Source organism: Pseudomonas azotoformans (assembly GCF_900103345.1).
GTDB classification, from domain to species: Bacteria; Pseudomonadota; Gammaproteobacteria; order Pseudomonadales; family Pseudomonadaceae; genus Aquipseudomonas; species Aquipseudomonas azotoformans.
Genome location: NZ_LT629702.1, coordinates 5,194,226 through 5,208,059 on the forward strand (window position 1 = coordinate 5,194,226; position 13,834 = coordinate 5,208,059).

Annotated in this window: 13 protein-coding genes; 1 reads left to right on the forward strand and 12 read right to left on the reverse strand. The window is 60.8% G+C overall.

Annotated features, from left to right (window positions below):
* Nucleotides 1-37: 37 nt before the first annotated feature.
* From BLR69_RS23620 to BLR69_RS23630, 3 genes are all read right to left on the reverse strand, one after another.
* Nucleotides 38-802, reverse strand: coding sequence for a fimbrial biogenesis chaperone (locus BLR69_RS23620; RefSeq protein WP_071497092.1), 765 nt, complete (start codon nt 800-802; stop codon nt 38-40).
* 8 nt (nt 803-810) lie between these two features.
* Nucleotides 811-1,587 (reverse strand): fimbrial biogenesis chaperone, encoded by a 777-nt coding sequence (locus tag BLR69_RS23625; RefSeq protein ID WP_071497093.1) that lies wholly within the window; start codon nt 1,585-1,587, stop codon nt 811-813.
* Between the two features lie 93 nt (nt 1,588-1,680).
* On the reverse strand, nt 1,681-2,262 hold the full coding sequence (locus BLR69_RS23630) for a fimbrial protein (protein ID WP_071497094.1): 582 nt from the start codon (nt 2,260-2,262) through the stop codon (nt 1,681-1,683).
* A 369-nt stretch (nt 2,263-2,631) separates the two neighbouring features.
* Here BLR69_RS23630 and BLR69_RS23635 point away from each other — a divergent pair, with 369 nt between their 5' ends.
* Nucleotides 2,632-3,294, forward strand: a complete 663-nt coding sequence (locus BLR69_RS23635; protein WP_071497238.1) for a response regulator transcription factor — start codon at nt 2,632-2,634, stop codon at nt 3,292-3,294.
* A 37-nt stretch (nt 3,295-3,331) separates the two neighbouring features.
* Here the strand turns inward: BLR69_RS23635 and BLR69_RS23640 are convergent, their stop codons facing one another.
* The 9 genes from BLR69_RS23640 to argS all read right to left on the reverse strand — a co-directional run bounded on the left by BLR69_RS23640 (nt 3,332) and on the right by argS (nt 13,801).
* Nucleotides 3,332-3,952, reverse strand: a complete 621-nt coding sequence (locus BLR69_RS23640) for a TetR/AcrR family transcriptional regulator (RefSeq protein WP_071497095.1) — start codon at nt 3,950-3,952, stop codon at nt 3,332-3,334.
* 27 nt (nt 3,953-3,979) lie between these two features.
* Entirely contained in the window at nt 3,980-5,662 is a 1,683-nt protein-coding gene (gene phaC / locus BLR69_RS23645) for a class II poly(R)-hydroxyalkanoic acid synthase (protein WP_071497096.1), read from the reverse strand.
* Between the two features lie 89 nt (nt 5,663-5,751).
* On the reverse strand, nt 5,752-6,597 hold the full coding sequence (gene phaZ, locus BLR69_RS23650) for a poly(3-hydroxyalkanoate) depolymerase (RefSeq protein ID WP_016979176.1): 846 nt from the start codon (nt 6,595-6,597) through the stop codon (nt 5,752-5,754).
* A 146-nt stretch (nt 6,598-6,743) separates the two neighbouring features.
* Nucleotides 6,744-8,423 carry a class II poly(R)-hydroxyalkanoic acid synthase gene (gene phaC, locus BLR69_RS23655; protein WP_071492375.1) on the reverse strand — a complete coding sequence of 560 codons (1,680 nt, stop codon included), beginning with the start codon at nt 8,421-8,423 and terminating at the stop codon, nt 6,744-6,746.
* Between the two features lie 249 nt (nt 8,424-8,672).
* On the reverse strand, nt 8,673-9,050 hold the full coding sequence (locus tag BLR69_RS23660; protein ID WP_071497097.1) for a gamma-butyrobetaine hydroxylase-like domain-containing protein: 378 nt from the start codon (nt 9,048-9,050) through the stop codon (nt 8,673-8,675).
* A 148-nt stretch (nt 9,051-9,198) separates the two neighbouring features.
* Nucleotides 9,199-10,536: an ATP-dependent protease ATPase subunit HslU gene (gene hslU / locus BLR69_RS23665; RefSeq protein WP_071497098.1), complete on the reverse strand. Its 1,338-nt coding sequence runs from the start codon at nt 10,534-10,536 to the stop codon at nt 9,199-9,201.
* A gap of 37 nt (nt 10,537-10,573) precedes the next feature.
* The gene (gene hslV / locus BLR69_RS23670) at nt 10,574-11,104 is read right to left on the reverse strand and encodes an ATP-dependent protease subunit HslV (RefSeq protein WP_010563201.1); all 531 of its coding nucleotides are present in this window, start codon (nt 11,102-11,104) and stop codon (nt 10,574-10,576) included.
* A gap of 257 nt (nt 11,105-11,361) precedes the next feature.
* On the reverse strand, nt 11,362-12,063 hold the full coding sequence (locus tag BLR69_RS23675; protein WP_025858692.1) for an SPOR domain-containing protein: 702 nt from the start codon (nt 12,061-12,063) through the stop codon (nt 11,362-11,364).
* 1 nt (nt 12,064) lies between these two features.
* Entirely contained in the window at nt 12,065-13,801 is a 1,737-nt protein-coding gene (gene argS / locus BLR69_RS23680; protein WP_071497099.1) for an arginine--tRNA ligase, read from the reverse strand.
* Nucleotides 13,802-13,834: the final 33 nt, after the last annotated feature.

The window sequence follows — 13,834 nt, forward strand, 5'->3', positions numbered from 1 at the left end:
CGGCTAGACGAATGTCGCCGCTGGCGTATTCAGGCCTTCATTTGGCGAGCTTGGCGCGGTGAGGGATGGCCACCCCAAAGTCGTCGAGCGTCTGGAACTCCACGGTTTGCGAGGGGTTCGGCGGTGACTTGAGGCTGGGCAGCTCGAAGCGGTTGCGTCCTCCCGGCACCACCATGTTGTCCGTGCCGGACGCCACAGCCTTGCGGGCATGGCGTTGCTGTGCCTCCAGCACATCGACCTGGTCGAACGTCACGTGATACGGGGTGGGGTTATAGACTTCGAGGACCTGGCCCTGCTCGGTGGACTCGCGTCGCCACTGCAGTTTGCCTGGCGCCTCTTCCACGCTATAAGGCAGATTCGGCGGACGGAAAAACAGCTTGATCCGCGAGCGAAAAGCCAGCTGCAACTGATTGTCCTGCGGACCGCCTTGTGCCTGGGAAGGCACCTCCAGCACGTTGAACCAGAACAGGCTTTCCTGTTTCGATGGCAGGGCCTCGCCCGTATACGCCAGGCGTACGACCTGCTGTTTGCCGGGCTCCATGCGGAAGATCGGCGGTGTGGTCACGAAGGGTACGCCCGCCAGATCCGGCGTCGAGTACTCGTCGCCATTGTCCAGCCAGGCCTGGATCAGCACCGGCGCCTGATTCTTGCTTTCAAGCCGCACCGTGACTTCTTTGTCGTTCTGCGGGTAGACAATGCGGGTGCTGCCGATGACAACACTCGCGTGTGCGACGGCAGTGCCGAACAGCGCGAAGGCGACTGCGATGAACCTGGGCAGGTGTGTGAGAGACATTGCGTTCATGGCGGTGCTCATCTCACGGCTGAAGGGCTAAGGCTCGCCGAGTGGCGAACGCGGGCGCCGAAGTCGCTGACGCTGGTGAATTCGACTTTGGGCGTGCCGCTGGGGCGATCGCGCAACTGCGGCAGCGCAAACAGTTTCACATCGCCGGACGGCATCAACAGACCGTCATTGGGGTCCTGGTTCGCGGCTTTGCTGAACCGTTTGCCTTGGCTCAGCAGGTCAACCGATGTCAGCGAAATATGGTAAGGCGTCGGGTTGGTCGCTTGCAGTGCGTAGCCGTTATTGTGAGGTACCAGCTGCCATTGCAGTTTCGAAGGGGCGCTGGCCACCGGGTAGGGCAACGATTGAGGGCGCAGGAACACACGCAAGCGGGTCCGAAACGCCAACTCGATCTGATTGTTCTGCTCGGCGCCCGCTGTCACCGGTGGCACCTCCAGCACGTTCAGCCAGTACAGGCTTTCCCGGTCGGTGGGGCCGGGTTCGCCGGAGTAGCGCAAGCGCAACGCCTGCTGTTGATGAGGCTCGATGCGAAAGATCGGTGGTGACAGCGTAAACGGTGTCTGCGCAGTCGCGGGTGTTGAGCGGATGTCACCGGCATCCAGCCAGGCTTGCACCAGGGCGGGTCGGTCCCCTCTGTTCTCCAGCCGCACGACGACCTCTTGATGTTCGGCCGGGAAGATCACGCGGGTCCCATAAATAATCACCCCTGCATGGGCGGGCATCGCTTTGAGCGACAGCAACCCAACGGCACAGGTGGCAAGCGCAAGGCGAGCCATTTTTTTCATAGTGTCGCAACTCTTCGAATCGGGGGGATGGACCTGCCTGACTGCGGCAGGCCCGTTTCATGCGAGGCCTGCTGGCGCAGGCCCATTGGTCCCTTAATCGGCGTACACGACCATGAAGCCAACGCGAGTCTTGACCGTGCCCTCTGTGGCGGGAGCGGTGGCGTACATTTGCGCGGCCAGTGGAATCACTGCCTGGTTGTCGGCGATCACCACGCCTTCCGATTTCTCGGTGTACACGTGGATTGGCGTGCCATCGCGGTTGGTCACTTCAACCTGGACATTCTTGGCGTTAGCGGTGTCGCTCGGGTCATCGTAGCCGTCGATGTTCAAGCGGCCGGTGGCCACGTCAATGGCGGGGCTGGTGGGGTCGAATGCAACCATGGCGGTGCGACCGTTGGTGCAGCTGCCTTCACCGGGTGCACCAATACGGATGGTGAAGCCTGTCAGGTTGGCTCGAGCGCCCGCGCTCGCCAGTCGGGCGGCGGATACACCGCCCAGGTTGACGTCCTTGACCACTGCCCCGGTGCCCGGTGCCGAACCTTCAACCGTGCAGGTCACATCGTTCACTAATCCAGTGAAATTGATGGTGCCGTCATTGGCAGCGTGTGCGGTTTGCGATGCAGCAGCGGCCAAGGCAATAGCTGCCGCTAGGGTAGAGAGCGTGTTGAATTTCATAGTATTCCCACTTCGTGAATTATCTTTTTGATCCGCCACAGGCAGCGATCGCTGCACCGGGTTTTATCCAAGTGGCGGAGCACATAATGTGTCGTGGAAAGAGCATGTTGCCTATAGAGAAGTCTCTAGATTTGCCTCGTGATTATTCGAAAATCTCCTGGCTGATTCAAAGTAGTTGTATTTACTTTTTTTGTAAGAGCGGGATGTAAGACGCAGCTGAAAGAAAAGGACTTATTATTGTTGCGTGTTGATACCTGCGTGTGGCTGGGATATACCGTGCTCGAACTAAAGAGAGAATTTTCGTAATGAGCGGTAATCACTTGAGCGGGTTTCTTGATGCCTACTTCTACATCCAATATGCACACCGTCATGTTGCTTGATGATCATGAGATGGTTCGACAGGGGATCGAGCTGGGGTTGGGCAATGAGGCAGACCTTGCGGTGATCGGCTCTTTCGGCACGGGCAAGGAGTTGTTGGAGGCTTTGGCGCTGAGGCCTGCGGATGTGGTGGTGATGGACTTCATCCTCGGCCCTTCCGACCTGGACGGCCTTGGCTTGATCCAGACGTTGAGCCGACGCTTCGGGCAATGCAGGCCGATTGTCGTATCCTCGCACTACACCCCGGCGACCGTATCATTGGCGTTGAAGGCGGGCAGTTGGGGAGTCTTGGGCAAGACCCAGAAACTGACGGAGTTAATCACGGCTATCCGAACGGTCGCCCAAGGCCGTATCTACTTGCAGCCTTGTATGCTGTCGGCCATCCAGGGCATGCAGCCTGTTTCTGATATGGGCAACATGAAATCGAAAATGGAACCATCAAGTTCATTACGGCTGAACACCAGCCTTACACCCAAGGAACAAGAAGTATTGCGCTGTTTCCTCGATGGGATGTCAGTGAGTTCAATTGCGGCAAAGTTTTCGCGCAGCGCGAGTACGATCAGCACGCAGAAGCAATCAGCCTATCGGAAGTTGGGTATCAAGACCGACAGTGAACTTTTCAAGTTCACTCAGCAGTTCGGTGTACTTGAATAGTGAAAGGGCTGTAAGAAAGTTTTCTTGCGTTCGAAAGTTAATTCGCATTATCCAGGTAACGTAGCGCTAATTGTTCAATGGCCTGTCGCGCCGGCGACAACAAGTGCGGCGCGACCAGCATCATGACCTGGTAGACCGCCACTCGCACTTCGCCTTCCCGGTCGAGAATGCGCTGGTAATCCAGGGAGAACAGCAAGGTCATGGTGATCTGTTCCACCAGCTGCCCCAGTGCCTGGGTATCGCTGGCCAACTGGCCGGCGGCCTTCAGTCGCGCAAGCAGGGACGCCAAGGTGCGCTTGAGCGCCGTGAGCAGGTTGCGGATGCCCTTGGCCAATTTCGGCAGGCGCCCCGCCAGGTTTGACAGGTCCTGGAACAGGAACCGGTAATGCGCCATGCGCTCGACGATCAGGTGCAGGAACAGCCAGTAGTCCTGTGGTTCCAGTTGCGCGTCTGCCGGTGGGTCGAGCAAGGGCGTCAGTTCATTCTGGAAGCGCTCGAACAGCCCGAGCACCAAGGGCTCCTTGCCATGGAAATGGTAGTAGAGGTTGCCGGGGCTGATCCCCATTTCATTGGCCACCTCCATGGTCGACACGTTGGGTTCGCCCTTCTGGTTGAACAATTGCAGGGCACATTCAAGGATACGGTCGCGGGTCTTCATCCAGTCTTCTTAATGTGATCGTTGAGCTCAGCGTACGCGCACGTAAGTGCCCGGTGCCGCTTCCATCGGTGGGTAATTCTGGTTGCCCAGGGCGGTGAGGGTTTCGCGTTGCACGCCGGAACGCTGCTGGATCCACTCCAGCCACCGCGGCCACCAGCTGCCTTCGACATGGTCGGCGTCGTAGTACCAGGCACGTGGGTCGCTGCTCAGCTTGAGGTTCTCGACGTAGTTGGCCTTGGGGTTGCCCGGCGGGTTGAGAATGCTCTGGATATGCCCGCTGTTGGACAGCACAAAGCGCCGCTCACCGCCCAGCAACTGGGTGGAGCGGTACACCGCATCCCACGGCGTGATGTGGTCGTTGATGCCGGCCACGCTGAAACTGTCCACTGTGACCTTCTGCAAATCGATGGGCGTGCCACAGACTTCCAGGCCGCCGGGATGGCTCAGCGGGTTGTGCTTGAAGAAGTCCAGCAGGTCGCCGTGCAAGGCGGCGGGCAGGCGCGTGTTGTCGTTGTTCCAGTACAGGATGTCGAAGGCTGGCGGCTCCTTGCCCAGCAGGTAGTTGTTGATCCAGTAGTTCCAGATCAGGTCATTGGGGCGCATCCAGGCGAACACCTTGGCCATGTCGCGGCCGTCGAGCACGCCTTGCTGGTAGGAGCGGCGCTTGGCGGCTTCCAGGGTCTGCTCGTCGGCGAACAGGGTGGCAGGGCTGTCGATCTGGCTGTCCAGCAGGCTCACCAGGTAACTCGCGCTGGAGATGCGCCGCAGCTGACGCTTGGCCTGCAAGTGGCCTTGCAGCGCGGCGATGGTCAGGCCGCCCGCGCAGGCGCCCATCAGGTTGACCTCGCGGGCCCCGCTGATCGCGCGACAGACGTTGAGCGCTTCCTCCAGCGCGGCGACATAGGTTGAGAGGCCCCATTCGCGATGCCGCACATCCGGGTTGCGCCAGCTGACCATGAAGGTCTGCAGGCCGTTTTTCAGGGCGTACTGCACAAAGCTGTTGGCCGGGCTCAGGTCGAAGATGTAGTACTTGTTGATCTGCGGCGGCACGATCAGCAGCGGCTTGGCGTACTGTTTTTCGCTCATGGGCTTGTACTGGATCAGCTCCAGCAGCTCATTGCGAAACACCACCGAGCCGGGGGTGGTGGCGACCGTCTTGCCCACTTCGAAGGCGTGCTTGCTCACCTGGCGCGGCAGGCCATTGTTGTGCAGCAGGTCCTCGAACAGGTTGCTCACCCCGCGCACCACGCTGTTGCCGCCGGAGTTGAGCAGCTCCTTGATCGCCAGCGGGTTGAGCAGGGTGTTGGATGGCGAGACCGCATCGTTGAGCAAGGAGAAGGCAAAGTGCGCACGGGCCCGGTCATCGGCGCTGAGGGTGCTGTCATCGATCCAGTGGCGTGTCTGTTTCTGCCAGCTCAAATAGGCCTGCAGGCTGCGCCGGTACAGGGGGTTGAGCTTCCAGGTGGGGTCGTTGAAACGGCTGTCGTTGGGGTTGGGTTCGTGCACGGTTTCACCGAGCAGCACGCGGCCCAGTTGCCCGCTCAACGCCCAGGCGTGCCGAACGGTATGCACCGGGTTGCGCAAGCCATGGGCAGCCACGCTGCGCAGGGTCGACAGCAAATCCCGGCCGCGCAGGCCGGTGATCGCATTTTGCGCGTTGATGAACGCGGCGGGGGTGGGCGCCGGGTTCGTCACGGGTCTTTCTCGCATGAGCCAACACTCCTTCGTCAAGCCATCAAACAGGCACGCCAATTCAGAACCATAGTCGGTTCCTGGCAAGTTGCGCGGCGGTGTGGTCCTTACACGGCCGGTCGCGGATGAATCACCGCGCGCATGCGCTCCTCTTCAAGAAACTTCATGATGATCGGCGCCACGGCTTCGGCCCGGGTGATCAGGAACAGGTGGCCGTCATCGATGATGTGCAACTGTGCATTGGGAATGCGCCAGGCGAGCATGCGCATGTTGATCAGCGGGATCAGCGGGTCATCGTCCCCCGCCAGCACCAGGGTAGGCTGGCGGATCTTGTGCAGCCAGTGGATGCTGGTCCAGCCCAACCCGGCGAACAGTTGCCAGTAGTAGCCAAGCTTGCCGGCCGAGCGCACTTTGCTGGCGTGTTCGGCAGCCAGTTTCGAATCGCGGCGGAACGAGCCACCGTAGATCATCGGCGCGATGCGCACCACGTGGGACGGCTGGATGTAGCGGCGCGGGCTGGCCATCAGCCACAGCACCTTCGGCTTGCCCGGCACCATCACCGCACCCGCCGCCGTGGCTGCGAGGATCAACTTCTTGCACCGCTCCGGGTAGTCATAGGCAAACTGCTGCGCCAACGCGCCACCCCAGGACACGCCCACTGCATTCACCTGGCCATAGTCCAGGTAGTCGAGCATGCGCGCGGTGAGTTTGGCCAAACCGGGAAAACGGTACGGCCGATTGGGCGTCGACGAACCGCCCACGCCGGGCACATCGAAGGCGATCACTTCCAGGTCCGGGTCCAGTGCCTGGACGAACGGAAACACCAACTCAAGGTTGGCGCCGATGCCATTGAAGATCAGCAACGGCGTCAAGTGAGGCTTGCCCGGGCGTACCGCCGTGCGGATGGTCTGGCCATCCAGGTCGATGGTACGGAAGATGAACGGTTGCGGCATGCTCAAACCCTGTGAAGTGTTACAGCCGGAATGCGCTCAATGTGGGAGGGCGCTTGCCCCCGATAGCGGTGTGGCAGTTACAGTTGTATCAACGGACAGTCAGCCATCGGGGGCAAGCCCCCTCCCACATTTGAATGCATTTCAATTTAGCGTTCGTGTACGTAGGTGCCTGGCGCGGCCTCTGCTGCGGCGTAGGTTTTGTTACCCAAACTCGTCGGAGCCTTCTTCAACTTGCCCGCTCGCTCCGCCTGCCATGCCTGCCAATGCAGCCACCACGAATCCGTATGCTTGGTCGCATTCTCCTGCCACTCAAGCGGCTTGCCCGCCAGGCCGTCGCTGGTCTGGTAGCGCGCCTTGGGGTTGCCCGGCGGGTTGAGGATGCTCTGGATATGCCCGCTGCTCGACAGCACGAACTCGACCTTGCCACCAAACAGCTGCGCCGACTTGTAGCAGGACTGCCACGGCGTGATGTGGTCGTTGGTGCCGGCCAGTGAATAGATATCGGCGGTGACCTGCTTGAGGTCGATGGGCGTGCCGCACACTTCCAGGGCGTTGGCGCGTACCAGTGGGTTGTTCTTGAACAGCTCGATCAGGTCGCCATGGAACGCCGCCGGCAAGCGCGTGGTGTCGTTGTTCCAGAACAGGATGTCGAACACCGGCGGCTCGTTGCCCAGCAGGTAGTTGTTCACCCAGTAGTTCCAGATCAGGTCGTTGGGGCGCATCCAGGCGAACACCTTGGCCATGTCGCGGCCTTCGAGCACGCCGGCCTGGTAGGAATGGCGCTTGGCCGCCTCCAGGGTCTGCTCGTCAACGAAGAGCGCCACCTGGGTGTCCAGCGTGGTGTCCAGCACGCTCACCAGCAGGGTCAGGGCGTTGACCTTCTTCTCCCCCAGCGCCGCGTAGTGCCCCAAGAGGGCGGTGCAGGTGATGCCGCCGGAGCAGGCGCCGAGCATATTCACGTCTTTGCTGCCGGTGATCGCGGTGACCACGTCGACGGCTTCTTTCAGCGCTTCGATATAGGTCGACAGGCCCCACTCGCGCTGGGCCTTGGTCGGGTTGCGCCAGCTGACGATGAACGTCTGCTGGCCATTGCGCAGGCAAAAGCGCGCCAGGCTCTTCTCCGGGCTCAGGTCGAATACATAGAATTTGTTGATCTGTGGCGGCACCACCAGCAGCGGGCGTTCGTGCACCTGTTCGGTGATCGGCTTGTACTGGATCAACTCCAGCACGTCATTGCGAAACACCACCGCGCCTTCGGTGGTGCCAAGGGTCTTGCCCACTTCAAAGGCGCCCATGTTGACCTGGCTCGGCATGCCGCCGTTGTGCACCATGTCCTTGGCCAGGTGGGACAGGCCGTCGAGCAGGCTCTTGCCGCCGGTTTCAAAGAAACGTTTGACCGCCGCCGGGTTGGCCGCGCTGTTGGTAGGCGCCATGGCTTCGGTCATCAGGTTGATCACGAAATGGCCGCGGCTGATGTCCTGTTCCGACAGGTTGCTGTCGCCGATCCAGTCGTGCAGTTCCTTGCGCCACGCCAGGTAGGTTTGCAGGTAGCGCTTGTAGAGCGGGTTCTGGCTCCAGGCCGGATCGGTGAAGCGACGATCATCGCTCTCCGGCACCAGTGCGGATTTGCCAAACATCACATTCTTGAGCTCGACGCCAAAATGAGCGACGTGCTTGACGCTGTGCAACGGTTGCTTGATGGCTTGGGTCAGCACCATCTTCGCCGAGGCGAGTAAATCCTTTTTACGTAACGCGATGATCGGGTTGAGCCCCAGAGTGTTTTCCGAGGCCTGGCGTTTCAAGTCATCGTTGTTCTTGTTACTCATCTACGACGCTCCATTGTCCGAAAGACGAGTACCGGGGACCGCTGCGCACCCAGTTTCGATACACAACACAAGCCTGGTACTGCGACTCGGGTGACCGTTGATACCGCATCGTCAAATGCAGGGAACTTGCCAGTTCCATTGGTTACCCGAGTTTAATTTTTTTCGCAAGCGGGCCAATCGTTGGCCATGCGACAGGGCATTCAAGCAGATGAAATTAGAAAATGCGCTCTAAAGAGCAAGAGGCCTGAGCTAGAGCATCAGCCGTACGACCGACTCGCTCGGGTCGCGGGTTTTGCCGGCAGCTTTGAGTTCAGCAAGATAGTCGGCCCACAGCGCGTCCTGACGCACGGCCAACTGGTAGAGGTAGTCCCAGGTGAACAGTCCGCTGTCATGCCCATCGTCGAAGGTCAATTTCAATGCGTACTGGCCGGCCGGTTCGATCTTGATCAACTTCACGTGGAGTTTGCCGAATTGCAGGATCGGTTTGCCGTGGCCCTGGACCTCGGCGGAAGGCGAGTGGGTGCGCAGCAGTTCGGCAGGGAGCTGGTACACCTCGTCGGGCCCGTAGGTGAGGCCGAGGGTGTTGGAGGTTTTGTGGAGGTTTACAGCAGTAGGAAATTTCGACATTGGCAATAATCCTGATGGAACCGGCCTCAAAATGTGGGAGGGGGCTTGCCCCCGATAGCAGTGTGTCAGTCAGTACATAGTTGTCTGACAGACCGCCATCGGGGGCAAGCCCCCTCCCACATTGAAGCGAAGCGATTCTGTGTGAGGCTTACAGAATATAGCGCGACAAGTCTTCGTTCTGTGCCAATTCGCCCAAGTGGCTGTTGACGTATTCAGCGTCGATCTTGATCACTTCGCCATTCTGCGCACCGGCCAGGTCGCCGGCACTGAAGGACACTTCCTCCAGCAGCCGCTCCAGCAAGGTGTGCAGGCGACGGGCACCGATGTTCTCGGTCTTCTCGTTGACCTGCCAGGCAATCTCCGCCAGGCGCTTGATGCCGTCTGGCTGGAACTCGATGCCCAAGCCTTCGGTTTTCAGCAGTTCACGGTACTGCTCGGTGAGCGAGGCGTGCGGCTCGCTGAGGATGCGTTCGAAGTCGCCCGGGGTCAGCGCCTTCAATTCCACGCGGATCGGCAGGCGGCCTTGCAGCTCCGGCACCAGGTCGCTTGGCTTGCTCAGGTGGAAGGCACCGGAGGCGATAAACAGGATGTGGTCGGTCTTGACCATGCCCAGCTTGGTGTTCACGGTGCAGCCTTCGATCAGCGGTAGCAGGTCGCGCTGTACGCCTTCACGGGACACATCGACGCCGCCGGAGTTGCCGCGCTTGGCCACCTTGTCGATCTCGTCGATAAACACGATTCCATGCTGCTCGACCGCCTCCAGGGCCTTGGCCTTGAGTTCTTCCTCATTCACCAGGCGCCCGGCTTCTTCATCGCGCACCAGCTTCAGGGCGTCCTTGACCTTGAGCTTGCGGCTTTTCTTCTTGCCCTTACCCATGTTGGCGAACAGGTTCTGCAACTGGCTGGTCATTTCTTCCATGCCAGGCGGGGCAGAGATGTCGACACCGGAGACTTCGGCGACTTCGATCTCGATTTCCTTGTCATCCAGCTGGCCTTCGCGCAGGCGCTTGCGGAACAGTTGGCGGGTGTTGGAATCCGAGGCCGGTGCGGCGTCTTCATTGAAGCCCATGCGTGCCGGTGGCAGCAGGGCGTCGAGAATGCGTTCTTCGGCGGCGTCTTCGGCGCGATGGCTGACCTTGGTCATTTCCTGTTCGCGCAGCATCTTCAAGGCAGCGTCGGCCAAGTCACGGATGATCGACTCGACGTCACGGCCCACATAGCCCACTTCGGTGAACTTGGTGGCTTCGACCTTGATGAACGGCGCGTTGGCCAGCTTGGCCAGGCGGCGGGCGATCTCGGTTTTACCGACGCCTGTAGGGCCGATCATCAGGATGTTCTTCGGCGTTACTTCAACGCGCAGTTCTTCGGGCAGTTGCATCCGGCGCCAGCGGTTACGCAGCGCGATGGCTACGGCGCGCTTGGCATCGTCCTGGCCGATGATATGGCGGTTGAGTTCATGGACGATTTCGCGGGGAGTCATGGACATAATGTTTGGCGGCCTCAAGCGGGAATAAGCCTACGGCTTACTCGGCGAGGTCCTGCTCCTCAATGGTGAAGTTGTGGTTGGTGAACACGCAGATATCGCCGGCGATACCCAGGGCGGTCTCGACGATTTCGCGGGCCGACAGGTCGGTTTTCTTCAACAGTGCGCTGGCTGCCGCTTGGGCATAGCCACCGCCGGAACCCATGGCGATCAGGCCATGTTCGGGCTCAACCACATCGCCGTTGCCGGTGATGATCAGGGACGCGTCTTTGTTGGCGACGGCCAGCATGGCTTCCAGGCGGCTGAGGGAGCGGTCGGTGCGCCATTCTTTGGCGAGTTCGACGGCGGCGCGCACGAGGTGGCCCTGGTGTTTCTCCAGCTGGCCTTCGAAACGTTCGAACAGGGTGAAGGCGTCGGCGGTAGCGCCGGCAAAGCCCGCGAGAACCTGGCCGTGGTACAGGCGACGCACTTTCTTGGCGTTGCCTTTCATCACGGTATTGCCCAGGGAAACCTGGCCGTCGCCGCCCATGACGACTTTGCCGTGGCGACGTACTGAAACGATGGTGGTCAAGGGGAGAGTCTCCACGCAGCGGGGCGAAAATGCCCTGATGGAAACTCATATGGGGGTGGCGGGGGGGATTTCAACCGTAGGGGGTTATGGCGGACGAGTGGCGCTCAATGGTCTGACACACATTCCAGTGCGCTGCAAAACCAAATGTGGGAGGGGGCTTGCCCCCGATGGCATTGTGTCAGTCGCCGAAAATGCTGACTGATCTACTGCTATCGGGGGCAAGCCCCCTCCCACATTTGATCCAGGTTGGCTGAAGGTCAGCGGCTCTGGCGTTGTTGTAACAACAGGTTGCTAAAGCCCGCGCCAGCCAGTTGCTTCTGCGCCACAGTCAGCTGTTCACGGTTGCTGAACGGACCCACCAGTACGCGATACCAAGTCGCATCCTTCACAGTGCCGGACTCCACCGTCACCGATTGGCCCAGCAGAATGATCTGCGCCCGCACGCGATCCGCATCTGCCTGTTTGGGGAACGAGCCCGCTTGCAGGAAGAACTTGGTTACCGGCGCGGCCTTGGTCTCGGCCACCGGCGGGGCTGGCGGCGGGGTGATCCCGGCCAATGCGGCCTGGGCACGCGCCGTGTCGATCTTCGCGGCTTCCGCCGGGGTGACCGGGGTGGTCGGCACTTGCGGCGTCGGCAGGGTTTTCTCCGGCACGGCGTCCGGCGGCACGATCACTTCCGATTCGGGCAACAGCGTGTAGAAGTCGTACTTCGGCTTCACCGGGGCAGTCGGGCTCGGCGCAGTCTTGTTGGCTTCGGCCATTTTCGTGGCTTTCTGCTGCTCCTGCTTGACCCGTTTGACGTCATCGCCCTTGCCCGGATCCAGTTTCATCAGGAACACGATAAACGCGCCGACGGTGAGGCCGATCGCCATCCACAACCAGCCCGGGATCGGCTTCTTCGCCGGGGCCTGGTAGCGGCTGGCGCCGCGCTTGGGTGCTGGTTTTTTCTTGGCAGCCAACTTACATACGCTCCAGTGTTTCCAGGCCCAACAGTTCCAGGCCTTGCTTGAGGGTCCGTCCCGCCAGGGCGGCGAGGCGCAGGCGGCTTTGCTTCTGGGCTTCGTCGTCGGCGGTCAGGATCGGGCAGTTCTCATAGAAGCTGGAGAACAGGCCGGCGACTTCATACAGGTAGGTGCACAGGATGTGCGGCGTACCTTTCTCGCCGACGCTGTTCAGCACTTCGCCGAATTGCGCCAGCTTGGCAGCCAGTTCCTGCTCGTGCGGGGCGTCCAGCACGATGTGCCCTTCAACTTCGCTGAAGTCCTTGCCCAGCTTGCGGAACACGCCGGCCACACGGGTGTAGGCGTACAGCAGGTACGGTGCGGTGTTGCCTTCGAAATTGAGCATCAGCTCGAAGTTGAAGCTGTAGTCGCTGGTGCGGTGCTTGGACAGGTCGGCGTATTTCACCGCGCCAATGCCCACCACGCGGGCGATGTTGCGCAGGTCTGCCTCGGCCAGCTCCGGGTTCTTTTCCTTCACCAGGTTGTAGGCACGTTCCTGGGCTTCGGTCAGCAGGTCGATCAGCTTCACGGTGCCGCCGTCACGGGTCTTGAACGGGCGGCCGTCGGCGCCGTTCATGGTGCCGAAGCCCATGTGTTCCATGTGCATCGGGTGGGTGACGAAGCCTGCGCGGCGTGCTACTTCAAACACCTGCTGGAAGTGCAGGGCCTGGCGCTGGTCGACGAAATACAGCGCACGATCCGCCTTGAGCACGCCACTGCGGTAGCGCACGGCCGCCAGGTCGGTGGTGGCATACAGGTAGCCGCCATCGGCCTTGACGATGATCACCGGCAGCGGCTCGCCGTCGGCGGTCTTGAACTCTTCGAGGAACACGCACTGCGCGCCGTTGCTTTCCACCAGCAGCCCGGCGGCCTTGAGGTCGTTGACCACATTGATCAGGTCGTCGTTGTAGGCGCTTTCGCCCATCACGTCGGCCATGGTCAGCTTGACGTTGAGCAACTCGTAGATTTCCTGGCAGTGCGACAGCGAGATCTCACGGAAGCGGTTCCACAGCGCCAGGCATTCCTGATCGCCGGCTTGCAGCTTGACCACCAGGCCACGGGCGCGGTCGGCGAACTCTTCGGATTCGTCGAAGCGCTTCTTGGCGGCGCGGTAGAAGTTTTCCAGGTCCGACAGCTCGTTGCTGGTGATCGGGTTCTCTTGCAGGTAAGCCATCAGCATGCCGAACTGGGTGCCCCAGTCGCCCACATGGTTCTGACGGATCACGGTGTCGCCGAGGAACTCCAGCACCCGCGCCACGCCGTCGCCGATGATGGTGGAGCGCAGGTGGCCCACGTGCATCTCTTTGGCCAGGTTCGGTGCCGACAGGTCGATGACCACGCGCTGCAGTGGGCCGGCCTTGCGCACGCCGATCCTGGCGTCGGCCAAGGCGGCATCCAGGCGCGAAGCCAGGGCCTGGGTGTTCTGGAAGAAGTTGATAAAACCGGGGCCGGCGATCTCGGCCTTGGTGACGCTTTCGTCGGCAGGCAGCGCGGCGATGATTTTTTCCGCGAGGTCGCGCGGTTTCATGCCGGCCGGCTTGGACAGCATCATCGCAATGTTGCTGGCGAAGTCGCCGTGGGTCTTGTCGCGGGTGTTTTCCACCTGGATCGCCGGCGACAGGCCTTCAGGCAACACACCTTCGTTGACGAGTTGGGTGAGGGCTTGTTGGATCAGCTGGCGAATGGTGTCTTTCATGGTGTTCTCTTTCGACCGCAAGCGGCGGCGCGC